Genomic DNA, 22,638 nt, shown 5'->3' with positions numbered 1-22,638 from the left:
CGAGCTGGGTGTGTTGGGGTGGGGTGATCTCTCCACACAGGCAGTGTTCGTTGTGGAGAGACCGTCACCCCACCCCGTCTCTCATCTTCGCTGCGCTCAGATGCGAGCCGACCCACGGGCGAGCTACGCTCGTCCCGGACCCCTCCAGGGGAGGGTAAACAGCATCACCTCATCCCCGCGCGCCGAAACCCCTGCAGATAGTGCTCGCGATCCTCTGCCCGCCGCATCGGCAGCTCGCGCGTGAGCCAGGCCAGCGAGATGCCGGGCTGGGTGCGTTGCAGGCCCCGCAGCGCGTACGCCGCGAGTTGAGGATCGCCCAACATGCCGGCGGCGGCCGTCAGCACGCGATGGGCGCCGACGAAATCGGCGCGCTGCCGCATCGATTCCCGCGCCATCTGCACGGCGCCCTCATAGTTGCGGCCGATGAACTGGGCATAGGCGGCTACGCCGCAATAGATCGCCGCGAGCGGATCGCGCGGGCTCAGCCGCAGCGCGCGGCGAGCGGCGGCATCGCCGTCTCGCCATCTCCCGGCGTAGCACAGCGTCACGCCGTAGAAAGCGTGCGCCATCGCAAAATTCGGATTGAGTTGCAGCGTCAGCTCGAACTCAGCCAGCGCGTCGTCGAAGCGGCGGCGGAACAAATAAGTGTAAGCCAGACCGTGATGGGCCCAGGCGTCCTCGCGATCGGCTTCCACCGCCGCGAGCGCCGCGCGTTCGGCGACCGGCACGGTCATGGCCATGTCGGCCCAGCCCATATGCGCGCCGAAGATATGGCTGGTCGCGAGCAGGCCCAGCGCCTTGCCATAGGCGGGATCGATCGCGGTCGCCTGTTCCAGCAGTCCTTGTGCGGCGGCGTTGTCCTCGCGCGTGATGCGCCAGTAATGCGACAGCGCACGCATCACGAGGTCCCAGGCGTCGAGGCTGCCCGGCGGCTTCTGCTGGGCACGAAAGCTTTCGGCGGTATAGAGCTGCGGCTCGATCGCGGCGACGATCGCCTCGGTGATCTCGTCCTGCACGGCGAAGATGTCGGCAAGCTCGCGGTCGTAACGCTCGGCCCAGAGATGGCTGCCGGTCGAGACGTCGTTGAGCTGCGCCGAGATGCGCAGGCGATCGCCGCTGCGCCGCACGCTGCCTTCGAGCACATAGCGTACGCCGAGCTCGCGCGCGACTTCGTGCATGTGAACGGCGCGGCCCTTGTAGACGAAGGAAGAGTTGCGGGCGACGACGAAGAACCAGCGCAGCTTCGACAGCGCCGTGATGATGTCCTCGCTGATGCCGTCGGAGAAATAGTCCTGCTCGCGGTCGCCGCTCATATTGGTGAAGGGCAGCACGGCGATCGCGGGACGGTCGGGCAGCGCGAGCGTTGCCAGCGGCGCCTGGGCGAGACGGCCCGGCTCCGGCAAGGCCGCGCCGCGCTGCGTCTGGACAGCGCCGACGAAACGAAAGCCCTTGCGCGCGATGGTGCGGATCAGCGCCTGGTTGGCTCCGCTGTCGCCGATCGCCTTGCGCGCCGCGTTGATCCGGCTGGTCAGGGTGGATTCGGAGACGCTGCGCCCGTGCCAGATCTTGTCGATCAGCTCATCCTTGCTGACCACCCGGTCGCGGTTCTCCATGAGGTGGACGACGAGGTCGAAGACCTGCGGCTCCACGGCCACGGGAACCTGCTCGCGGCTCAGCTCGCGCCGGTCGGTGTCGAGAAGGTGGTCCCGGAACATAAACTGCACGTCGAAAACTCAACCCTCGCAATGACATCAGGCAATGATGAAATCAGAATGGATTTCGACTCTAAGACTGTGAGTCCGCTGAGCGGCCTGCCGGGTTCACCACGATCGCGTGATGGCTGCTATGCCGTTTTCGGATAGGAATGCAACTTGAATGAGAATGTGGCGGGTCTGGTGGACTGTCGCGGGCTGCGCACTTAGCCCGATCTTGCTGCGCGCACAATTTATCCCCGTCCCCCTGAAGTGGCCGCCTTGTCACGGCCCTCGAAGGGCGACAACCCGGCTGCATCGCGGCCGCTCATCACTTCGAGGTCCTTCGTGCGCCGCTGCGCGTCGCACGCTTCGCATCTCAGGATGACGGGGGGATAGAGCGATGCGCCGTCGTAATATCGTCGTACGACATCGAATGTGTGGCGAGCCATGAATGTCCATTGCCGAACAGCGCGGCCCGCGTAAGCTGCTCTCCACACAAACACCAACCATAAAGAAACGCCCATGCCCGCTTTTCCCGCCTCGACAACCGTGCTCGATTCCATGCTGTTCCGCGACGCCTTCGGCACGCCCGAGATCCGCGAGGTGTTTTCCGATGTCGCGCTGGTGGCGCGCTATGCCGAAGTCGAGGTGGCGCTGGCGAAGGCGGAGGCGAAGTGCGGCGTGATCCCGCAGGAAGCCGCCGACCAGATCGCGGCGCGGACCGACGTCGCCGCATTCGATTTCGATCTGCTGCGACAGGAGACCGACATCGTCGGCTATCCGATTCTGCCGCTGGTGCATCAGATGGTGAAGCAGTGCGGCGAGGCTGGCCGCTACGTGCATTGGGGCGCGACCACGCAGGACATCATGGATACCGCGGTGGTGCTGCAATTGCGCGCCGCGCTCGGGATCGTCGAGCGCGACATCGCCGAACTGCGAAACATTCTCGCGGACCTCTCGAAGCGCTACCGCGACACGCCGATGGCCGGGCGCACCCATCTCCAGCAGGCGCTGCCGGTGACGTTCGGCTACAAGACCGCGATCTGGCTCGCGATGTTCGACCGCCACGCCGAGCGGCTCGTGCAACTGAAGCCGCGCGTGCTGGTCGGACAGTTCGCCGGCGCCGCCGGAACGCTGGCCTCGCTCGGCGGCAAGGGGTTCGAGGTGCAGGAGGCGCTCTGCGCCGAGCTCGAGCTCGGCGTTCCCGCCTCGACCTGGCACGTCGCGCGCGACGGCTTTGCCGAGGCCGTGAACTTCCTCGCGCTCGTCACAGGCTCGCTCGGCAAGATCGCGCTCGACATCATGATCATGGCCTCGACCGAGTTCGCCGAGGTTTACGAGCCCTTCGTCAAGGGCCGCGGCGCCTCCTCGACCATGCCGCAGAAGCGCAACCCGATTTCCTCGGAGCTGATGCTCGCGGCGTCCAAGGCGGTGCGCCAGCATGCCGGTCTGATGCTGGATGCGATGGCGCAGGATTTCGAGCGCGCCACCGGGCCCTGGCATGCCGAATGGATTGCGATCCCGGAAAGCTTCGTGCTGACCGCCGGCGCGCTGCACCAGGCGAAGTTCGCGCTCGCAGGCCTCATCGTCGATGAAAGGAAGATGAACGACAATCTCGCCATCAGCCGCGGCCTGATCGTGGCCGAAGCGGTCATGATGGGGCTGGCGCCGCAGATCGGGCGGCAGGAGGCGCATGACGTGGTCTATGATGCCTGCCGGCTCGCCAATGAGAAGGGTCTGACATTGGCGGACGCGCTCTCGTCCGACGCCCGCGTCTCCGTCAGGATCGACCGTGCCACGATCGAAGCGCTGACTTCACCGAAAAATTACCTCGGCCTTGCGCCTGCCATGGTCGACCGGGTGCTGAAATCGGCAACGCGTTGAAAACCAAAATGCGCGAAACTCCGTATCTCTCCGTGTCGCAAGGCGCTCGCGCACTTGCGCCTTGCGATGCTAGACTTAGATTGAACGAGAGAGCTTCGGCAGAGGACCCCGCATGATTGATCACCGCAATTCCGCCGTTCCCATCGATCCCGTGAAACTCGACCGGCTGGCCGAGGTGGCGGTGAAGGTGGGCCTGGGCTTGCGGCCGGGACAGGATCTGCTCTTGACGGCGCCCGCGATCGCGCTGCCGCTGGTGCGGCGGATCGCCGTGCACGCCTACAAGGCCGGCGCCGGTATCGTGACGCCGATCCTGTCGGATGAGGAGATGACGCTGGCGCGCTACCGCCACGGCCAGGACAACAGCTTCGATCGTGCCGCCAACTGGCTCTATGAGGGCATGGCCAAGGCGTTCTCCGACAACACCGCGCGGCTCGCCATCGTCGGCGACAATCCGATGCTGCTGTCCGGCGAAGATCCTTCCAAGGTGGCGCGCGCCAGCAAGGCCAATTCGATAGCCTATCAGCCGGCGCTGGAAAAAATCGTCAATTTCGACACCAACTGGAACATCATCGCCTATCCGAGCCCGTCATGGGCCAAGCAGGTCTTCCCTGATGATCCCGAGGACGTTGCGATCGGCAAGCTGGCAGACGCGATCTTCGCGGCCTCCCGCGTCGACCGCGAGGATGCGATGGGCAATTGGGCGAGCCACAATGCGGTGCTGCGCGAGCGTACCAACTGGCTCAACGGCCAGCGTTTTCGCGCGCTGCAATATTCAGGTCCCGGCATCGACCTCTCCATCGGGCTGGCCGACGGACATGAATGGGAGGGCGGCGCCTCGCTGTCCAAGAACGGCATCAGTTGCAACGCCAATATCCCGACCGAAGAGGTTTTCACCACGCCGCATTGCCGGCGCGTCTTTGGCCATGTCGTAAGCTCGAAGCCGCTGTCCTACCAGGGCACGCTGATCGACAACATCGCGGTGCGCTTCGAGGACGGCAGGATCGTCGACGCAAAGGCCTCGCGCGGCGCGGAGGTGCTGAACAAGGTGCTCGACACCGACGAAGGCGCGCGGCGTCTCGGCGAGGTGGCGCTGGTGCCGCATTCCTCGCCGATCTCGCAGAGCGGGCTGTTGTTCTACAACACGCTGTTCGACGAGAACGCGGCCTCGCACATCGCGCTCGGCCAGTGCTATTCGAAATGCTTCGTCAACGGCGCGCAGCTGACGCCGCAGCAGATCGCCGCGCAAGGCGGCAACCAGAGCCTGATCCATATCGACTGGATGATCGGCTCTGCCGAGACCGACATCGACGGCATTCTCGCCGACGGCAGCAAGGTGCCGGTGTTCCGCAAGGGCGAGTGGGCGAAGTAGTCCGCTGCTGCTCGTCATGCCCGGGCTTGTCCCGGGCATCCACGTTCTTTGTGCCGCTAGGCGTGGATGGCCGGGACAAGCCCGGCCATGACGATGATGGTGGAAGGTTCAAGCCCCAGCGCTGGCGTCACGTGCTGTCACGCCGCCGCGTTTCGCAGCATCCGGTTGTTGTCGATGCTGAAGCGGTTGAACAGCGTCGTGAACGGGCTGCCGTCGGTGGCCCGCACGATGGCGTCGGACGTGGCGACCGCCTCGTAAAGCGCTTCGATGGGATCGTCCGCATCGGGCAGGTCGAGGCTGCCGCGAATTTCCTCACGAGCCGCGTTGACGTCATCCTCCTCGTCGAGTGTCGCCTCCAGCGCATCCGCCGCGCGCCGCATCTCCGTGAGATCGCCGCCGGCGGAGAATTTGAGGATGTCCAGCCAGTAGGGGCGGGCGACAACGAGCTGGATGAAGGCCTCGAACGTGCCGGCGATGATTCCTGCGCGACCCTCCGATGAGACGTAGAGCACATTCCGCGATGGCAGCAGCACGAAGGTGCCGCCGCAGCCGTCGCTGCCGATCTGCCGGGGGTTTTCGACGCCGTCGATGGTGAACCAGGGGTCCTCTTCGGCTGCGAAGGCAACATCGAGGCTGCCGAGCCAGGCGACGACCTCGCCTTGGGCTGTCAGAACCTCCGGGGTGAGGGGCATCGGTGCGGACTCCTTCGCTGGTCACTTTCGCGCACTTTGTCGCACCCCGGAAAAGATGGGTTCATGTGCGCGAATTTGCAGGCAAATCCCGACGTTAACCTCTTCGCACTGCAACTTGCGGCTGATTGTCGGCGCCTGCGTAAGAAAGAATTAAAAACCGGCTACTAGCGTTCCAACATCTTTGGAAACAATCCGGGCCCAGACCCGGCCATACATATTTTATTCCCTGGGGAAGCAGATGTCGCCGTCATTGATTGAAATCAGTAGTTGCAACGTGGATCTCGAGCTGCGGCCGATCGAGCCGTCCTGGATTATCGAAGGCAATCCGGTGTCGCGCTCGCACATCCTGTCGACCAGCGCCGACGGCACCGCCTCGACCATCATCTGGCACTGCACCGAAGGGCGCTTCAACTGGTACTACGACATCGACGAGACGATCATGATCATGGAAGGATCGATCGTGCTCGAAAGCGACGGCATGCCGCCGAAGCGCTACGGCCCGGGCGACGTCATTTTCTTCCGCGACGGCGCGCATGCCAAATGGCATGTCGAAGGCCACGTCAAGAAGATCGCCTTCTGCCGCAAGACCAATCCAGTGATGATCGGATTCCTGATCCGCGTCGTCAACAAGCTCAAGCGGATGTTCGTCTCCGCCGGCGAGCGCCGCCCCGCCTCGCTGTTGGGGGCTGGCTAGAGTTCAAGCATTTTCAAGGACGCTTCCCAGCGGCCACGACGGAAGAGGGGCCGGGACCAGCATCCCGGCCCCTCTTCTCGTCATGACGGCAGTTCGAGCCGGTAGACATCGCTTGCCGTCTGCGAGAACAGCGCCGTCTTCTCGGCCTCGCTCAGGGGCGCGGCGATACGCTTGAACGCGTTGAAGATCACCTGGTAGCTGCACTGGCCCTTGTCCGGCGGGAAATTGCTCTCGAACATCGCGCGCTTGGGGCCGAACGCCTCGATGCAGGTCTCGACATAGGGCCGCCAGGCCGCGGCAAGCTCCTCCGATGACGGGGGCTTCGCGCGCAGATGGAAGTCATAGCCGAGCAGGCACATCGCGAGCCCGCCGAGCTTCACCGAGACGTTCACGCACTTCGCGATCTCCTGGATCGAGGCGCGCCATTGCGGAAACACCTCTTCGCGCCGCCCGGCGAAGCGACCGACGCCGGCCGGGCCGCCGCAATGGTCGAGCACGATCCTGGTGTCGGGAAAGGCGCGCGCGAGCTCGGCCAGCTCGCCGATCTGCGGGTGAAACAGCCAGGCATCGAAGCTCAGGTTCAGCGGTGCGAGGCAGGCAAAGCCTTTGCGGAAAGTCGGATCCCGCAACAACCCCTTCGGCCGGTTGGCATACATGCCGGCGACGACAGGGTCTTCGTCCCAGGCCGAGGAATGCCTGATGCCGCGGAAGCGGCCGTTGCCTGCCGCGATCTCGGCCTCCAGCACCGGCTTGGCGGCATCGCCCAGCAGCAGATTGACGTGGCTGACGATGCCGGCGCAGATCGCGGCCGTGCCGTAGCCGCCGCTTGCGCTCATCGCGGCGACGCCGTTGGCGAACTCGACTTCGCCGACCGGCCGGAATGCCTCGGGTCCGTGCGCACGATACATCGAACGGCAGTCGACATAGACGGTGGCGATGATGTGGTGCCCGGAGGCGATATCGGCCGCCATCTCCTCGATCAGATAGCGCTGCCCGCGATTCCAGAGATGGTGATGAGGATCGACGATCGGCCGCAAGGGATCGATGATCTCCTCCTGATATTGCGCGAGCCAGTCCTCGCGCGGCTCGACGAATAGCCCGCTCGTGTTGGTGGGCACACCGCTTGCAGCCATCGGCATTCGCTCCCTTATGTTTTTTGTGGGGGGAGCCTAGCACCTCGTCTTCGCATCCAGCTGCGCGTGCTGCGCAACCGCACCCGTCATCGCGAGCACAGCGGCGCCGTCGTTAGCCCTTGCGCCGCTTCGCCCTCACATCGACCACAAGCCGCCAATCGGCGGCGGCTGCCGGCTTCACTTCGCCGAGCCAATGGAAGGAATCATCGGTAATCTCTGTAAAACTCCAGCGTGTCAGGTCGCCCGCATCGGTCGTGCCTTCCTGCACGATGTCCGCGCCGCGCGGGCGGCCGATCTGCTGGCGGAATACGCTACGACCGGGATCGAACCAGGAAATCCGCCACGCGGACATGGAGGGGTCGTAGACCCGCAGCGTCGTGCCGTACCAATTGCCGGCGATCGGAAACGCCGGCGCGCCCGCGGGGCGGGGAATGATCCAGACATCCTGCACCGCGCGGCCTTCCAGCACCCAGCCGAAGTGGATTTCGCCGGGCACGGTGTGCTTGGTTCCATCGGGGCCATGAGCGGTGATCCCGGCATCCCAGTCGCCGACGAAGCGGCCGTAGAGCTGGAGCGCCGCCGCGTGCTCGGGGTTCGGTCCGTCCGCGTGCAAAAGTCTGGCAAAGTCGGTCATGTCGATCTCCTGTCGCGAGGAGATCAGCACGACCGAACGGCAATCGACTTGGAGAAAATTGCGCGTCAGACGCCGTCGAGGATGATCACTGTCGGCGTCGTCGGCAGCGCGTCCCGCGACATCCGGAAGGAGCGCTCGCTGCGCCGGTCGATCTCGAACTGCCGGCCGATGAGGTGCATGAACTCGTCGAGCGGGGTGGCGAAGCGATGCATCGGCAGCACCACAGAGGCGCGCAGCCGCTTGGTGATCTCGGAGACGCCGTCGAGCGACATGGTGTAGGTGCCGTCGATCGGCACCATCACGATGTCGAGCCGCCCGATCTGGGCGAAATGGGTTTCGTCGAGCTTGTGGTGGAGATGGCCGAGATGGCCGATGCAGAGCCCGGCGACCTCGAAGATGAAGATCGAATTGCCGTCGCGGATCATGTCGGTGCCGGAATCGTCACGGAAATAGCGGCGGATGTCGGTCGTGACGTTGCGGATGAAGGTGTCGCCGATGCGCTCCGATACGATGGCCGGCTTGCCGTCCTCACCCCAGCCATGCAGCACATGGGGAATGCGCTTGTCGGGAAATAAAGAGTAGTGGGTGCTGTGCGCCCGGTTCATGGTGACGACATCGGGCAGACGTCCGACCTGGTAGGCGCCGCTGTAGTCGGTCGCGATGCGCAAGCCGCCGGGCGTGTCGATGAAATAGGTGGAATGGCCGGCATAGGTGATCTGGACTTCAGCCGAGCCTGCGGCCTGCCGGAAGGCGGCCGGCATTGCGCGGGGCACGGCGTTTGCCATCGCCAGGCATTCGCTCTGCTGAGGTGGCTGCTGGGCGAGAGCAGGAGAGAGGAATGCGCCGAACAGCGCCAGAGCCGCTGAAACCAGTCGCCGCATGAATCCGTCCCCGATGACTTCGGAATAAGTCTAGCGTGCAATGCAGCGCGTGGCCAATAGGCCGCGATCAACAGCGCGTCAGTGTCGCAGCCTTACTCCCGGCTTCTAGTTGCGCCTCGGGCTGAACTTCCAGGTGATGGCGACGAGGCCCGCGGTGATCAGGCCGCTGATGAGGCCGGCGATGGGGAGGGCGAGCAGCAGCGCTGCGCTGGCGGCCCAGCCGATCGAGGAGAAGGCTTCGGCGAAGGTCGCGAGCCGCGACGAGGTCTGGCGGCGGCGGAATTGGCTGCGCCGGGCCTGCACCCGGAACCAGAGCTGGATCGCAGTCGCGGACGCCGTGCTGATGATGACAGCACCGGCACTGACCGCGGCCTGGAACGGCGAGGCGAAAGCGAGTGCTGCGACCAGCGGGCAGAAGATGGCGGCGATGGCGATCAGCACGACCTCGATCTTGGCGCGGGTGACGCTGGACGGTGTCAGCGGCGCGGTCGCGACCAGGTCGGGCGCGTCCTCGCCCGAGATCGTCAGCCAGGCGAGCCCGCCCGCGAGCTGTCCCGCCGCCATCACGATGACGGGTGTGATCAGCGTCAGCGCCGCGGAGCTGTCGGCAAAGTTGCGCCAGAGCAGCAGCGCCGGCGGCACCAAATAGAGCAGCTGCATCAGCGTCTGCGAGATCAGCCAGGGATCGCGCCAGAGCAGCGAAAATTCCTTGCGCCGCAGCGCTTGTTGCCGCGATCCGCCGCGGAACGGGCGCTGCTTCGCGGCCTTGCTGCCGGAGGCGCCGTAAGCGGCGGCATCGATTGCGGTATCGGCAAAGCGGTGCGAGAAGACCGCCATCACGCTGCCGAGCAGCACGAGCCCGAGCGCGAGGAGCAGCAGCAGCGCCTCGCTGTCGCCCATGGCCGCCCGCGCCGGCCACCACCAGATGCTGTCGACGTCGGGCGCGTAGACGGCGAAGCTGCCCGAGGTCAGGATGGTGAAGCGCGACAGCGTGCCATAGGACATGATCGCGGCGACCTGGAGCGCGATCACGAAGCCGGCGCCGATCATCGCGGCGAGGACCTGGGCGACGAAGCGCGTGCGCGCCGGGCCGATCAGGCGGAACAGCAGGATGGTGATGGCGATCGCGATCGCCGCGGCCGAGAGGCCCATGGCGATGACGACGCCGAACGCCGCAAGCCAGCGCGCGCCGCCGCCGATCACCAGCACGTCGATGAACGGCGTCGAGAACAGCAGCGCCATCACGGTGACGGCCAGTGCGATCGCGGCGATGCGCACCGAGAACAGATTGGCCAGCATCGCGGGCGAGGACATGATCAGGTCGAGATCGGCGCGGGCGTAAAACACCCGCGTCACCGATTCGATCGCCTGCGACAGCATCAGCGTCCAGGCGAGAAAGATCGTCGCCGAGATCACGATCAGCGAGGATTTGTCGAGCGGCAGCTGCAGGTCGGCGAAGCGGCCGATCACCGCCCAGGCCGGCACGTGCAGCAGTGCCGCGAAGAACAGCAGGCCGATCATTGCGGCGCGCGCCCGCTTGCGCCGCCCGCCGGTCATCATGGCGAACCATTCGCGCCAGGCGAGCCGGAGCTCGTGGCGGGCAAACCAGGAGAGCGCGGTTGCCGAGCTCATGCGGCTTCCGGAAGCGTCACCAGCGCGATGAAGAGATCTTCCAGGCTGGTGTCGGCATGGCCGTTCTGCTGGCGCAGCTCGGTCAGCGTTCCCTCGGCGACCAGACGGCCCGAGGCGATCACGCCGATGCGATCGGCCATGCGTTCGGCAACTTCGAGAATATGCGTGGTCATGATGACGGTGCAGCCGGCGCGGACGCGCTCGCTCAGCAGCCCCTTCACATGGCGGGCGGAAACGGCATCGAGGCCGGTCAGCGGTTCGTCGAGGATGATGAGGCGGGGATCGTGCACCAGCGCGCCGGCGAGAGCGACCTTCTGGCGCATACCCTTGGAAAAGCCTTCGCAGCGTTCGTGCCGGTGCGGCTCGAGCCCGAGCGAGGTCAGGAGGTCCTGCGCGACCGGTTCCGAGACCGACGGCGCGATGCCCCAGAGCCCGGCGACGAATTCGAGGTACTCAAGCGGCGTCAGCTTGTCGTAGATCATGGGCTCGTCGGACACCCACGCCATCACCTGCTTGGCGGCGACGGGATTTGCGAGCGCATCGATGCCGAAGATCGAGACCGCGCCGGCGTCGGGCCGCAACAGGCCCGCGACCATGCGCAAAGTGGTGGTCTTGCCGGCGCCGTTGGGGCCGACCAGCGCATAGAATTCGCCGGCGTGAATGGTGAGATCGAGGCTGTCGACCGCCAGACGGTCAAAACGCTTCGTTAACCCCAGGACTTCCAGCGCCGATCTGTCCGGCTTCATGACGGCCACACCATCCGGTTTTGCATCGCTCGCGACCATGATCCCAAGATGTTTCGGCACCGTGAATCTACGGCCCACAAATTCCGCCATCCGGTTGCTACTAATGGCAAGTCACCGTTTGTTGACAGCGCTGGACGGTTCAGGCTGAATTGCCGCCGGGACAAATGGCGCTAACGCGGCGAAACGACCGCGTAGCGACTGGACACAAGATGCAGCAAGGCGGTCGCGAAGAGCCGCCGGTTGTATCGGGAGGAAGCGCGGCGATGCTGGATTTCGTTCAGCAGCTGGTCAGCGGTGTTGCGCTCGGCTGCGTCTACGGCCTGATCGCGCTCGGCTTCGTGCTCGTCTACAAGGCCACCGAGGTCGTCAATTTCGCCCAGGGCGATTTGATGATGCTGGGCGGCTTCTTCGCCTTCACCTTCATCGGCATGATGGGACTGAACTACTGGATCGGCTTTGCCGGTGCGGTGGCTGCCATGGCGTTGTTCGGCATGCTGGCCGAGCGCGTGGTGGTGCGGCCGATCCTCGGCTATCCGCAATTCTCCATCATCATGGCCACCATCGGCCTCGGCTATTTCTTGCGCTCGGTCGCCGGGATGATCTGGGGCACCGACGATCTGAAGATCGAGACGCCGTTCAGCCACGGCGTGCTACGCGTCGGCTCGCTGGTGCTGGCCTATGACAAGCTCTCGGTGATCGCCGCGACGATGATCCTGTGCGCGCTGCTCTGGCTGTTCTTCAACAAGACCACGCTCGGCACCGCGATGCGCGCCAGTTCCGAGAATATGCTGGCGGCCTATTACATGGGCGTCCCGGTCAAGCGCGTGGTGTCGGTCGTCTGGGCGATCAGCGCGGCGGTCGCGACCTGCGCCGGCGTGCTGCTGGCGCCGATCACGTTCATCCATTCCAATGTCGGCCTCGTGCTCGGCCTCAAGGCGTTTCCCGCCGCAGTCCTCGGCGGCTTCGGCTCGATCCCCGGCGCGGTCGTCGGCGGCGTGCTAATCGGCGTGATCGAGAGCATGGCCGGCTTCTATCTGGCGGAGGGCTGGAAGGACGTCGCGCCCTATCTCGTGCTGCTTGCCGTGCTCTTGCTCAAGCCTGAAGGCCTGTTCGGCCTTCACGTCCGCAAGAAGGTCTGAACGCCATGCGCTTCCTGTTCAAGACCGACTATGAGGACGACATCAAGCTGTTCCCGCATTCGGGCTACGTCGTCTCCTACGGCATCCTGCTCGCGCTGCTGCTGATCGCGCCCTATGTGCTCTCCAGCTATCTGATGAGCCAGCTCGTCTTCGTCTGCATCTACGCGACGGTCGGCGTCGGCCTGCTGATCCTGACCGGCTTTACCGGGCAAGCCTCGCTCGGCCACGCCGCGTTCCTCGCGATCGGCGCTTACACGGCGGCATATTTGCAGAAATATAACGTGCCGTTCCCGGTCTATTTCCTCGCTGCCGGTGCCCTGACCGGGTTGATCGGCGCGATGGTCGGCTTTCCCGCCCTGCGCCTCCAAGGCATCTACCTCGTCATCGCCACCATCTCCTTTGCCCTGATCGTCGAGGAGATCCTGGCGCGCTGGGAGAGCGTCACCAACGGCAACGAGGGCATGCGGGTCAAGACCCTGTCGCTGCTTGGCGTCACCGTCCCGCGCGACAGCCCGACCTTCTATTTCCTCTGCCTTGCCGTGCTGGTGTTGACCATCGTCGGCACGCTCAATCTGCTGCGCTCGCCGACGGGGCGCGCCTTCGTCGCGATCCGCGACAGCGAGACCGCGGCGCGCAGCATGGGCGTCAACGTTGCGCTGTACAAGGTGAAGTCCTTTGCGATCTCGGCGGCGATCACCGGCTTTGCCGGCGTGCTGTTCGCGCACAAGCTCTCCTTCATCTCGCCGGAGATGTTCACGCTCCAGCTCTCGATCGAGTTCATCATCGTGATCCTGATCGGCGGCACCTTCAGCCTGCACGGCGCAGTGCTGGGCGCGATCTTCATCGTGATGATCGACCCGTTCCTGACCTATCTGAAGGACGACTTGCCCGGCATCGTCGCCGGCATTGCCGCGACGTTCGGGGCGGGTCCGGCGACTGCGGGCAATATCCAGTCGAAAGTCGCGGCGTTCGCCTCGCTCAACGGGCTGAAGGGCGCGATCTACGGCATCATCATCGTGCTGTTCGTGCTGTTCGAGCCGCTCGGGCTCTACGGCCGCTGGCTCAAGATCAAGCTCTTCTTCCAGCTGTTTCCGCTCTACAAGCGCGCCACCTTCAAGCGGCAGAAGATCTACGTGAAGTCGGAGCGCAACCGATGAGCTATTTTCGCGCGGAGAACCTGTCGCTGCATTTCGGAGGACTGAAGGCGGTCGATGCGGTATCCTTCGCGGTCGAGAAGGGCGAGATCCTCTCGATCATCGGGCCGAACGGTGCCGGCAAGAGCTCGATCTTCAACCTGATCTCGCGGATCTACCGGCCGACCACCGGCCGCATCTTCTTCGAAGACCAGGACATCACCGAGCAGCCGCCCTACGACATCGCCAGGCTCGGCATCGCGCGCACCTTCCAGAACATCGAGCTGTTCGAGAACGCGACCGTGCTCTCCAACCTTCTGGTCGGCCGCCACCGTCACTCGACCACCCAGCTCTGGCAGGAGCTGCTGTTCCTGCCCAGCGTGCGGGCGAACGAGAAGGTGCATCGCCGCAGGGTCGAGCAGGTGATCGAGTTCCTCGATCTCGAACCCTATCGTGACAAGCTGATCTCCGGCCTGCCCTACGGCGTGCGCAAGGTGATCGAGCTAGCGCGCGCACTGTGCTCGGAGCCGAAACTGATCCTGCTTGACGAGCCGTCCTCCGGCCTCAACGTCGAGGAGACCGGCGACATGTCTTTCTGGATCCGCGACATGAAGAACGAGCTCGGCGTCACCGTGCTGATGGTCGAACACGACATGTCGCTGGTCAACCGCGTCTCCGATCGCGTCATCGCGCTGAACTATGGCCGGGTGCTGGCGATGGGCTCGCCCGCCGAGGTGCAGCAGCATCCCGATGTCGTCGCCGCGTATCTGGGAGCCTGACGCATGGATGCCGCCGTCACGCCCGACATCATCCTAAAACTCTCCAACATCGAGAGCTATTACGGGCCGATCATGGCGATCCGCGGCATCTCGCTGGAGGTGCCGCGCGGCCGCATCGTCACCCTGCTCGGCGCCAACGGCGCCGGCAAGACCACGGTGCTGAAGACGATCTCGGGCATTCTGGATCCGCAGAAGGGCACGATCGAATTCATGGGCAAGTCGATCCAGCGCATGGAGGCCGACCGCATCGTGCGGCTGGGTCTCAGCCATGTGCCGGAGGGGCGCGAGGTGTTCCCGTTCCTCTCGGTGCGCGAGAACCTGATGATGGGGGCGTATCCGCGCCGGGATCGTGATGGCGTGGCGGAGGATCTGGAGCGCGTCTACGGCTATTTCCCGCGGCTGAAGGAGCGCATCAACCAGCCGGCCGGCCAGCTTTCCGGGGGCGAGCAGCAGATGCTCGCGATCGGACGCGCGCTGATGAACCGGCCGACATTGCTGCTGCTCGACGAGCCCTCGCTCGGCCTGTCGCCGCTGCTGGTGAAGGAGATTTTCACCATCATCCGCCGCGTCAACGAGGAGCAGGGCATGTCGATCCTGCTGGTCGAGCAGAACGCCAAGGTGGCGCTGGAGACGGCGCATTATGGCTACGTGCTCGAGATCGGCCGCGTCGTGATGAACGACACCTGCGACCGCTTGATGCATTCCCAGGACATTCAGGAATTCTACCTTGGCGCCAAGGAGGCGGGCGCGCGAGGCGAGCGGCGCTGGAAAAAGAAGAAGACCTGGCGCTGAAGATTTGGCGCTGAAGACCTGGCGCTAGGCGAAGGCGTTAAATGGATTGGCCCATCCGCAACGACAGACCGCCGGCAAGGCAGGCAGCGGAGGGGAGAGCGACAAGGAGGAGACGCGCATGACCCGACCGGCGGTGCTGACGGTCGCTGATACGATCGCGAAGAGCTTCTTGCGCGCCGCCGAGACGCGGGGCGACAGGCCGGCTATTCGCGAGAAGAAATTCGGCATCTGGCAGCCGACCAGCTGGCGCGAGTGGCTTGAGATCTCGAAGGAGATCGCCTACGCGCTTCACGCCTCCGGCTTCCGGTCCGGCGACGTCGCCTCCGTCATCGCCAATGCCGTGCCGGAATGGGTTCATGCCGACATGGGCATTTTGTGCGCCGGCGGTGTTTCCTCCGGAATCTATCCGACCGATGCATCCTCCCAGGTCGAATACCTGGTCAACGATTCCCGGACCAAGGTGATCTTCGCCGAGGACGAGGAGCAGCTCGACAAGGTGCTCGCCTGCCGCGCGCGCTGTCCGTCCCTGCAAAAGATCATCGTGTTCGACATGGAGGGCCTCAGCGGCTTCTTCGACGACATGGTGATGTCGCTCGACGAGTTCCGTGCGCTCGGCCGCAACCACATGGTCGGCCGCGAGGCGCTGTGGCAGGACATGATCGACAGCCGCAGTGCGGATGACCTTGTCATTCTCGTCTACACCTCGGGCACGACCGGCCCGCCCAAGGGCGCGATGCACGCGAACCGCAGCGTCACGCACCAGATGCGGCATGCCAACGATTTCATCTCGGCGCGGGAGGACGAAGACCGGCTGATCTTCCTTCCGCTCTGCCACGTCGCCGAGCGGGTCGCCGGCTACTACATCTCGGTCGCACTCGGCTCGGTGATGAATTTCGCCGAGAGCCCGGAGACGGTGCCGGACAATCTGCGCGAGGTGCAGCCGACCGTCTTCTTTGCGGTGCCTCGCATCTGGGAGAAGTTCTATTCCGCGATCACCATCGCGCTGAAGGACGCGACGCCGCTGCAGCAATGGGTCTATCGCCGCGCCATCAAGGTCGGCTATCGCATGGTCGATTGCCGGATCGAGGGCAGGGCGCCGCCGCTCTCACTGCGCATCGCCAACAGAATCGCCTACCGGCTCGCGTTCCGCAACATCCGCCGCATGATGGGGCTCGACCGCTGCCGCATCGCGTTCACCGGCGCTGCGCCGATCGCGCCGGAGCTGATCCGCTGGTATCTCGCGCTCGGCATCGACGTGCACGAGGTCTATGGCCAGACCGAGAATTGCGGCGTCGCGACCATGATGCCGGCGGATCGCATCAAGCTCGGCTCGGTCGGCACCGCCGTGTCCTGGGGCGAGGTCGCGCTGTCGCCCGATGGCGAGATCCTGATCAAGGGCGACTTCCTGTTCATGGGCTATCTGAATCAGCCCGAGAAGACCGCCGAGACCATCGACCATCGCGGCTGGCTGCACACCGGCGACGTCGGCACCATCGACAACGAAGGTTTTGTCCGCATCACCGACCGGATGAAGGACATCATCATCACCTCCGGCGGAAAGAACGTTACGCCGTCCGAGATCGAGAACCAGCTCAAATTCTCGCCCTACATCTCGGATGCCGTGGTGATCGGCGACAAGCGGCCCTATCTGACCTGCCTCGTGATGATCGACCAGGAGAATGTCGAGAAGTTCGCCCAGGACCACGACATCCCCTTCACCAATTATGCGAGCCTGTGCCGCGCGGCGGAGATCCAGGACCTGATCTGGCGCGAGATCGAAGGGGTCAACGGCAATTTTGCCCGCGTCGAGACCGTCAAGAGATTTTACCTGATCGAGCGCCAGCTGACCCCGGAGGACGAGGAGCTGACGCCGACCATGAAGCTGAAGCGGGGTTTCGTGAACAAGCGCTACGCCGCCGAGATCGAGGCGATGTATCGCCAGCGCGCGGTGGCGTGACGAGCCTGCCAGTTCGAGAAAGCGAAGGAGCTGTGGCCCCCGCCCTTCGCACCATACGGGCCCAAAGGAGAGGAGACGTCAATGTCGAAATCGTTCAGCACGCTCGGCCTTGCTGTGAGCGCCGTGGTGCTCACCTGTCTGCCGGCCGCGGCGCAAACCAAGGTCACCAACGATGGCATCTCTGCATCCGAGATCGTCATCGGCACCCACCAGGACCTGTCGGGGCCGATCAAGGGCTGGGGCGTCCCGGTCTCCAACGGCATGAAGATGGCGGTCGAGGAGATCAACGCGGCGGGCGGTGTCCAGGGCCGCAAGATCAAGCTGGTCGTCGAGGACTCGGGCTACGATCCGAAGAAAGCGGTGCTGGCTTCGCAAAAGCTGATCGAGCGCGACAAGATTTTCGCGATGGTGGGACCAATGGGATCGCCGACCGTGCTCGCTGCGCAGGATATCCTGCTCGACGCCGGCGTGCTTCAGCTCTTCCCGCTGACGGCGGCCGAGTTCACCTTCAAGTTCGATCCGGCCAAGCCGCAGGAGCGGCTGAAGTTCAACAACCTCCTGCCCTATGTCGAGAGCACGCGCGCAGCGCTCAAATACATGATAGAGGCAAAGAATTTCAAGAAGCCGTGCATCCTGCATCAGGACGACGAGTACGGCAAAAACGTGCTCGACGGCTTCAACCAGCAGCTCACCGCCATGAAGCTGCAGCCGGCCTCGATCACGAGCTACAAGCGCGGCGCCTCCGATTTCAGCGCGCAGGTCGCCAAGATGAAGTCCGACGGCTGCGATCTCGTGGTGCTCGGCGCGGTCCTCCGCGAGCCCATCGGCACCATGGGCGAGGCGAAGAAGCTCGGATGGGACGTCACCTTCCTCGGCGCCACGCCCGTTAACGTGCTCGAAGTGCCGGCGCTCGGCAAGGAAGTGGTGGAAGGCTTGTATTCCGCCTCGAACTTCGAAATTCCCTACGAAGACACCGCGAAGGGAAAGGTGAAGGACTGGCTCGTCAATTACAAGAAGATGTTCAACGCCGACGCCAACACCCAGGCGATCATCGGCTACAATGCGGTGATGACGTTCGCGCATTATGCCAACAAGGCCGGCAAGGATCTCACTGGCCAGAAGATGCTCGACGCGCTGGAGTCCGGCGACAAGTTCCAGGATATCTTTAATTCGCCGCCGACGGTGTTCTCGAAGACCAACCATCTCGCCACCACCGTCACCCAGGTGCAGCAGGTGAAGAACGGCCGCTGGGTGCTGGTGAAGGATAATCTGATGTTTTGATCTCTCGCGGCGATCACGGTGCACCCTCTCCCCTTGCGGGAGAGGGTGGCTTCGCGAAAGCGAAGCCGGGTGAGGGGTCTCTATCCTCACGAATACTCGAGCGAGCGGAGAGAACCCCTCATCCGGCGCTTCGCGCCACCTTCTCCCGCAAGGGGAGAAGGAAGAAAGAGCGACACGAGGGGAGGGGTCCTACGATCCCCCGCCCGCAGTGCCCGAATTCACCGGCGCCAGTTCGTCCTCCCGGCAGCGCCAGCCGTCGGCGGCTTTCACGAAGGCGAAGGTCCGCTGGATTCTCAGGCGGCGCGTGACGTTGAAGGCCTCGCCGGATCGCTCCTTGCTGCCGATGCCGGGCTGCGGACGGCCCGTCCTGGGGTCCCAGCAGGTGCCGGTGCAGGTGGAAGCGACCTTGCTGCACATGGTGAAGGGCGCCAGCACGACCATCTCGATCTCGCCCGTGACCTGCGCCTCCTGGTCGGTCACCTGGCTGTCGAGCGCGTAGACGCGGTTGATGCGGAGGAAATTGCCGCACGAATTGGCGGCGTGAATCCGCGCGGCGCAGAAATCGACGGCATCGGTGTCGGGCGAGCGGGCCGCGACCTGCCGGCCGAACACTTTCTTCGGATCGCCCTTGGCGGCGGCGATCTCCTCGGTCTTGCGCTTCAGATGCTCGGCGAGACAATCTTCCGCGGACGAAAGCTCGGCAAGCGGCACGTTCTCCTTGCCGACGAGATTGCACTTGCGATCGCGCTCCCTCGTCCATCGGCCGTATTCGGCGAAGGCAAAGCGGGCCGCGGTCGGGTCCAGCCTGCCGATCAGGCCCAGCACCTGGCTGTTGAGCTCGGTTTCGGTGAGCGCCAGCGACGGGTCCGCGCAGATCAGCGCGCCCGCGGCCGTGTTGGCCGCGAGACAGTCGAAATCGGGATCACGCACGATTGCGGCGCGCTCTTCGGTGACCTTGAGAAGGCACGCCTTCACGCGGTCGAAATCGTCGGCGCGGATCGCGGTCTGGCCAACGATGCCGCAGCCGAGGTTGCGCTGTCGGATCCAGATCGCATTTTCCTCGATCGCGGGCAGGCGATCGGGCAGGCGGGCGAGCCGCGCCTCGATCGCCGTGCCGAGCTTCTCGGCGGCGGCGGCCAGCTCTGCGTCACCGCAGATCAATTGATTGCCGGGATCGCGGATCTGCTGGCAGTTGTTTCGGGCAAACAGCGGCAGCCTCTCGGCGATGGAGCGGTCGGACGGGTCCGATTGCGCGGAGCCTGGTGCCGCCGGCAATACCAGCAGCGCAAGCACAGACAGCACGATGAACCGCATTCCAGTCGCCCCCGCAAAGGCGCCATGCTAGCGCCCCGGATCGCGCGGCGAAACGGCTTTGTGGCGTGACGGTTTACGTGAGACCCGTAGCCCGGATGGAGCCAATGGGTCGGCGCAAAGCGCCGCCCGATGACAGGCTCCGCGCAATCCGGGAGCGGTGCTAGTGGTTAGGGTGCGTACTCAGTCGGTTGCTGCGAGTCGGCCACCTGATGTCTGCTTCTCCCCCAACAGCGGCGCGGGCGGACATCGCGGACATCGCGGACATCGCGGACTTCGCCTTCGGGCCAAAAGCGGAAGAACATGAACCAGCTGGTCATTGGCCGAGCTGCCGCGGAACCTGCGAGCCCTTGCCCTGCGGGCACCATGGTCCCGCACTATCCGAGAATACAGGTCGATCTGAACGCGCGTTTCGTCTAAACTTGCAGCAGGGTCACTTTGGGAAGAGACCCCAGATCCGTACGTCTCCTGAGAACGCCTCGAACGCTCAAACCAGACCCTCTCAACGGCGAGAACAGGTCCATGAGCAAACCTCGCTTGCGAGATATTTCGCAGAAATCCGACACTTCCCAGTTGCCGATCGGCGAGTGTCCCGATGCGGAAATGACGCGCGTACTCAAGACGAAGCCCGTTCAAATGGCATCATCGTCCTGCGGCGCGATCACATTTTGGAAGCATGATCCGCTGCACGACGTCGTCAAGCCCATGGACGATCACGTCATCATGACGTTCACCGCCGGGTCGGTGCGGTTCGAGCGCCGTAACGGGAAAGCATTTGTGAATGGAATGACGCGTCCCGGGACCGTGACAGTCATTCCGGCCGGTTCGAGCTCACGATGGGACATTTACCAGCCTCTGAATGTCGTTCAGCTCTACCTGCCGCACGCAACGCTCCAGCGCGTTGCCCACGAAGCCGACGTGGCCGCTCCTGGTGATCTCGTGGAGCGAACGGTCCATCCCGACCCCGTTACATCCCGATTGCTCCTGAGTGCTGCGGATGTGCTGGAAGGCAGCGCGGCCTTGGATGCCCTGTTCAGGCATCAGATGACTGATCTTCTGGCGACGCGCCTGCTGGTTGCCCACGCAGGTTCGCCTGTAACGGTCCAGCCGGTCACCGGCGGGTTGTCGCCCAAGGTGCTGTGTCGCGCCATCGAACGCTTGCGTTCGGACAGCAATGCGGACGTCTCGCTCGCGGCGCTGGCATCCGATGCCGGCCTTTCGCGCTTCCATTTCTGCCGCGCCTTCAAGGGAAGCACCGGGCTGTCGCCGTATGCCTGGCTACGCCAGCACCAGCTCGAGCAGGCCATGAACATGCTGCGCGACACCGACGACTCGATCGTGTCGATCGCAGCCGCGCTTGGTTATTCCTCGCAGACCGCCTTCGCTGCGGCATTCAGGAAGCTGACCGGCGAGACCCCGAGCGGTTGGCGGCGACGCACGCGGTGAACATCTTCTTCGCCGACGCGATGCAGCTGCGCGCTAATGAGTCCGCGTCCTGGAGTCCCGGATTGCGCGAGCCTCTCATCGGGCGGCGCTTTGCGCCGACCCGTTGGCTCCATCCGGGCTACAAGAAAATCAGTGCGCCTCGGGCGCGGCCATCGACAACCGCACGGGTTCGTCGACATATTTCATCACGGCGGACTGGTAGAGCACGAACAGCGGCTGGTAGGTCTGGGCCGCGTCGTCCTCAACCATCGCCATGCGGCGGTTGTCGAGCATCAGCCAGTGGCCGTCGAGCTTTGCGGCGGCAACCGCATGCTCTTCGCCGGCCCTGACGTCGCGCACGACGACGATGCGGAGGTCCTCATTGGCAACGCCGGCGAGCCGCAGCGCGGCCAGCTTGGCGATGGCATAGTCTTCGCAATCGCCGGCGCCCCGCGCGAAGGTCGCGAGCGGCGAGCTCCAGACGTCGTCGGCGCCGTCATTGGCGGCGCGGATGGCAAGATTGATGGCGCGATTGGTCTCGCCCAGCTTCGCGCGGCCGTCGCGGCCGCGGGCCTGGTCGACGATGGCGATCAGTTTGAGCGCCGCCGGCGACGCGCAATTGTCCCGGTCGCCGTCGCACAGCGCGAGCTGCACCATGTCGTCGTCGAGCTTCTGCTTCAGCGCGAACCATTTCTGCTGGAGGCTGCCGGACGAGATGGCGAAGGCAAACACGCCGAACGGCTCGGCGGATTTGCGCACGAGGACGCCGGCCCCAGGCGACAGCAGCGTGCCGGCGCGGAGCTCGGCGGCCGATCCGAGCAGGATCAATCCGCACAGCACAAGGACAGCGCGCCAGGCGCACGAGCGAGCAGCGGTCTCCATCTGACATCCCCTTCCGGCTTCGCCAGGTCCCCCTCGACCTGTACGTGCCGGGCTTTGTTGCTTTCGCGGAGATAGTGCGAGACGGGCCGTTTTGTTCTGCTTAATGCGCCCGGCAGGGGTCCCAAAACCGTGGGACAGGCTGAAACGGGCGTGCCCAAATTGCGTAAAATTTTACGATTCGCCGGCTAGGAGGGGCCCGTCGCCGCGAAATGGAACCAATTGCAGGGAGAAGTTGCGGGAGGGCTGATTCTACCGCTTATGGCTAACAGCCCGCTATTTCACGGGTTCTGTTAGTTGGGTCACAGATTTTGACCCGTATTTGCCGCAGGATGCTGCGGGGAACTACGAACAAAAGATGACGCAAGTATCCGTCGTTCGATATGGGCGACTGATTACTTTGGATGACTGGGAATGCGTGAAAATAAGCCGAAAACCGACCTCGGAATATTTGAAGAATTACTTCGGCTTCTCTGTGAAGGCGCCGCTATTGGGGACTCCTCCAGCCAAGTGATGGGAATCACACAAGCAATAGATGGTTTCGCTAAGGACTTGGTAATGCTATTCAAGCTTAGGCGGTCGT

At 64.3% G+C, this 22,638-nt stretch carries 19 protein-coding genes; 10 read left to right on the top strand and 9 right to left on the bottom strand.

Features of this window, described 5'->3' with window-relative positions; all coding sequences use genetic code 11:
• Nucleotides 1-164: 164 nt before the first annotated feature.
• Nucleotides 165-1,724 (bottom strand): winged helix-turn-helix domain-containing protein, encoded by a 1,560-nt coding sequence (locus IVB46_RS43565; protein ID WP_247316279.1) that lies wholly within the window; start codon nt 1,722-1,724, stop codon nt 165-167.
• 492 nt (nt 1,725-2,216) lie between these two features.
• Between IVB46_RS43565 and pcaB the strand changes: the two genes are divergently transcribed.
• Both pcaB and IVB46_RS43555 read left to right on the top strand, forming a co-directional pair.
• On the top strand, nt 2,217-3,578 hold the full coding sequence (pcaB, locus tag IVB46_RS43560; RefSeq protein ID WP_247316278.1) for a 3-carboxy-cis,cis-muconate cycloisomerase: 1,362 nt from the start codon (nt 2,217-2,219) through the stop codon (nt 3,576-3,578).
• Between the two features lie 112 nt (nt 3,579-3,690).
• Nucleotides 3,691-4,947 carry an aminopeptidase gene (locus IVB46_RS43555; protein WP_166077245.1) on the top strand — a complete coding sequence of 419 codons (1,257 nt, stop codon included), beginning with the start codon at nt 3,691-3,693 and terminating at the stop codon, nt 4,945-4,947.
• 137 nt (nt 4,948-5,084) lie between these two features.
• Here the strand turns inward: IVB46_RS43555 and IVB46_RS43550 are convergent, their stop codons facing one another.
• Nucleotides 5,085-5,639, bottom strand: a complete 555-nt coding sequence (locus IVB46_RS43550) for a hypothetical protein (protein ID WP_247316277.1) — start codon at nt 5,637-5,639, stop codon at nt 5,085-5,087.
• Between the two features lie 238 nt (nt 5,640-5,877).
• Between IVB46_RS43550 and IVB46_RS43545 the strand changes: the two genes are divergently transcribed.
• Nucleotides 5,878-6,333, top strand: coding sequence for a cupin domain-containing protein (locus tag IVB46_RS43545; RefSeq protein ID WP_063980806.1), 456 nt, complete (start codon nt 5,878-5,880; stop codon nt 6,331-6,333).
• Between the two features lie 80 nt (nt 6,334-6,413).
• On the opposite strand, the gene IVB46_RS43540 is transcribed toward IVB46_RS43545, so the two are convergent.
• The 5 genes from IVB46_RS43540 to IVB46_RS43520 all read right to left on the bottom strand — a co-directional run bounded on the left by IVB46_RS43540 (nt 6,414) and on the right by IVB46_RS43520 (nt 11,359).
• Complete coding sequence (locus tag IVB46_RS43540; RefSeq protein WP_247316275.1) at nt 6,414-7,466, bottom strand: amidohydrolase family protein; 1,053 nt, start codon at nt 7,464-7,466, stop codon at nt 6,414-6,416.
• A gap of 112 nt (nt 7,467-7,578) precedes the next feature.
• Nucleotides 7,579-8,100 (bottom strand): hypothetical protein, encoded by a 522-nt coding sequence (locus IVB46_RS43535; protein ID WP_247316273.1) that lies wholly within the window; start codon nt 8,098-8,100, stop codon nt 7,579-7,581.
• A 65-nt stretch (nt 8,101-8,165) separates the two neighbouring features.
• Nucleotides 8,166-8,981, bottom strand: a complete 816-nt coding sequence (locus IVB46_RS43530; protein WP_247316271.1) for an MBL fold metallo-hydrolase — start codon at nt 8,979-8,981, stop codon at nt 8,166-8,168.
• 105 nt (nt 8,982-9,086) lie between these two features.
• On the bottom strand, nt 9,087-10,613 hold the full coding sequence (locus IVB46_RS43525; RefSeq protein ID WP_247346052.1) for a permease: 1,527 nt from the start codon (nt 10,611-10,613) through the stop codon (nt 9,087-9,089).
• Complete coding sequence (locus tag IVB46_RS43520) at nt 10,610-11,359, bottom strand: ABC transporter ATP-binding protein (protein ID WP_166353442.1); 750 nt, start codon at nt 11,357-11,359, stop codon at nt 10,610-10,612. The genes IVB46_RS43525 and IVB46_RS43520 overlap by 4 nt, the downstream gene beginning before the upstream one ends.
• 263 nt (nt 11,360-11,622) lie before the next feature.
• Here IVB46_RS43520 and IVB46_RS43515 point away from each other — a divergent pair, with 263 nt between their 5' ends.
• The 6 genes from IVB46_RS43515 to IVB46_RS43490 all read left to right on the top strand — a co-directional run bounded on the left by IVB46_RS43515 (nt 11,623) and on the right by IVB46_RS43490 (nt 18,440).
• Entirely contained in the window at nt 11,623-12,498 is an 876-nt protein-coding gene (locus IVB46_RS43515; RefSeq protein WP_247316267.1) for a branched-chain amino acid ABC transporter permease, read from the top strand.
• A gap of 5 nt (nt 12,499-12,503) precedes the next feature.
• Complete coding sequence (locus IVB46_RS43510; protein WP_247316265.1) at nt 12,504-13,655, top strand: branched-chain amino acid ABC transporter permease; 1,152 nt, start codon at nt 12,504-12,506, stop codon at nt 13,653-13,655.
• Nucleotides 13,652-14,410: an ABC transporter ATP-binding protein gene (locus IVB46_RS43505; protein ID WP_071916857.1), complete on the top strand. Its 759-nt coding sequence runs from the start codon at nt 13,652-13,654 to the stop codon at nt 14,408-14,410. The genes IVB46_RS43510 and IVB46_RS43505 overlap by 4 nt, the downstream gene beginning before the upstream one ends.
• 3 nt (nt 14,411-14,413) lie before the next feature.
• Nucleotides 14,414-15,202, top strand: a complete 789-nt coding sequence (locus IVB46_RS43500) for an ABC transporter ATP-binding protein (RefSeq protein WP_166077418.1) — start codon at nt 14,414-14,416, stop codon at nt 15,200-15,202.
• A 118-nt stretch (nt 15,203-15,320) separates the two neighbouring features.
• Nucleotides 15,321-17,159 (top strand): AMP-dependent synthetase/ligase, encoded by a 1,839-nt coding sequence (locus IVB46_RS43495; protein WP_247316263.1) that lies wholly within the window; start codon nt 15,321-15,323, stop codon nt 17,157-17,159.
• 81 nt (nt 17,160-17,240) lie between these two features.
• Nucleotides 17,241-18,440 carry an ABC transporter substrate-binding protein gene (locus tag IVB46_RS43490; RefSeq protein ID WP_085398855.1) on the top strand — a complete coding sequence of 400 codons (1,200 nt, stop codon included), beginning with the start codon at nt 17,241-17,243 and terminating at the stop codon, nt 18,438-18,440.
• Between the two features lie 189 nt (nt 18,441-18,629).
• Here the strand turns inward: IVB46_RS43490 and IVB46_RS43485 are convergent, their stop codons facing one another.
• The gene (locus IVB46_RS43485) at nt 18,630-19,754 is read right to left on the bottom strand and encodes a lysozyme inhibitor LprI family protein (RefSeq protein ID WP_247316262.1); all 1,125 of its coding nucleotides are present in this window, start codon (nt 19,752-19,754) and stop codon (nt 18,630-18,632) included.
• Between the two features lie 519 nt (nt 19,755-20,273).
• Between IVB46_RS43485 and IVB46_RS43480 the strand changes: the two genes are divergently transcribed.
• Nucleotides 20,274-21,197: an AraC family transcriptional regulator gene (locus IVB46_RS43480; RefSeq protein WP_247316260.1), complete on the top strand. Its 924-nt coding sequence runs from the start codon at nt 20,274-20,276 to the stop codon at nt 21,195-21,197.
• Nucleotides 21,198-21,326: 129 nt separating this feature from the next.
• Here the strand turns inward: IVB46_RS43480 and IVB46_RS43475 are convergent, their stop codons facing one another.
• Nucleotides 21,327-22,058, bottom strand: coding sequence for a transglutaminase-like cysteine peptidase (locus IVB46_RS43475; protein ID WP_247316258.1), 732 nt, complete (start codon nt 22,056-22,058; stop codon nt 21,327-21,329).
• Nucleotides 22,059-22,638: the final 580 nt, after the last annotated feature.

The organism is Bradyrhizobium sp. 61, assembly GCF_023073075.1.
GTDB lineage: Bacteria > Pseudomonadota > Alphaproteobacteria > Rhizobiales > Xanthobacteraceae > Bradyrhizobium > Bradyrhizobium barranii.
Note: the sequence above shows the minus strand (reverse complement) of the source record. Positions and strands in the feature narration are given on the sequence as shown.

Bases quoted from the DNA above. Each gene is read 5' to 3' on its own strand.
- pcaB (WP_247316278.1), top strand. From the start codon at position 2,217: ATGCCCGCTTTTCCCGCCTCGACAACCGTGCTCGATTCCATGCTGTTC.
- IVB46_RS43555 (WP_166077245.1), top strand. From the start codon at position 3,691: ATGATTGATCACCGCAATTCCGCCGTTCCCATCGATCCCGTGAAACTC.
- IVB46_RS43550 (WP_247316277.1), bottom strand. From the start codon at position 5,639: ATGCCCCTCACCCCGGAGGTTCTGACAGCCCAAGGCGAGGTCGTCGCC.
- IVB46_RS43545 (WP_063980806.1), top strand. From the start codon at position 5,878: ATGTCGCCGTCATTGATTGAAATCAGTAGTTGCAACGTGGATCTCGAG.
- IVB46_RS43540 (WP_247316275.1), bottom strand. From the start codon at position 7,466: ATGGCTGCAAGCGGTGTGCCCACCAACACGAGCGGGCTATTCGTCGAG.
- IVB46_RS43535 (WP_247316273.1), bottom strand. From the start codon at position 8,100: ATGACCGACTTTGCCAGACTTTTGCACGCGGACGGACCGAACCCCGAG.
- IVB46_RS43530 (WP_247316271.1), bottom strand. From the start codon at position 8,981: ATGCGGCGACTGGTTTCAGCGGCTCTGGCGCTGTTCGGCGCATTCCTC.
- IVB46_RS43525 (WP_247346052.1), bottom strand. From the start codon at position 10,613: ATGAGCTCGGCAACCGCGCTCTCCTGGTTTGCCCGCCACGAGCTCCGG.
- IVB46_RS43520 (WP_166353442.1), bottom strand. From the start codon at position 11,359: ATGAAGCCGGACAGATCGGCGCTGGAAGTCCTGGGGTTAACGAAGCGT.
- IVB46_RS43515 (WP_247316267.1), top strand. From the start codon at position 11,623: ATGCTGGATTTCGTTCAGCAGCTGGTCAGCGGTGTTGCGCTCGGCTGC.
- IVB46_RS43510 (WP_247316265.1), top strand. From the start codon at position 12,504: ATGCGCTTCCTGTTCAAGACCGACTATGAGGACGACATCAAGCTGTTC.
- IVB46_RS43505 (WP_071916857.1), top strand. From the start codon at position 13,652: ATGAGCTATTTTCGCGCGGAGAACCTGTCGCTGCATTTCGGAGGACTG.
- IVB46_RS43500 (WP_166077418.1), top strand. From the start codon at position 14,414: ATGGATGCCGCCGTCACGCCCGACATCATCCTAAAACTCTCCAACATC.
- IVB46_RS43495 (WP_247316263.1), top strand. From the start codon at position 15,321: ATGACCCGACCGGCGGTGCTGACGGTCGCTGATACGATCGCGAAGAGC.
- IVB46_RS43490 (WP_085398855.1), top strand. From the start codon at position 17,241: ATGTCGAAATCGTTCAGCACGCTCGGCCTTGCTGTGAGCGCCGTGGTG.
- IVB46_RS43485 (WP_247316262.1), bottom strand. From the start codon at position 19,754: ATGCGGTTCATCGTGCTGTCTGTGCTTGCGCTGCTGGTATTGCCGGCG.
- IVB46_RS43480 (WP_247316260.1), top strand. From the start codon at position 20,274: ATGAGCAAACCTCGCTTGCGAGATATTTCGCAGAAATCCGACACTTCC.
- IVB46_RS43475 (WP_247316258.1), bottom strand. From the start codon at position 22,058: ATGGAGACCGCTGCTCGCTCGTGCGCCTGGCGCGCTGTCCTTGTGCTG.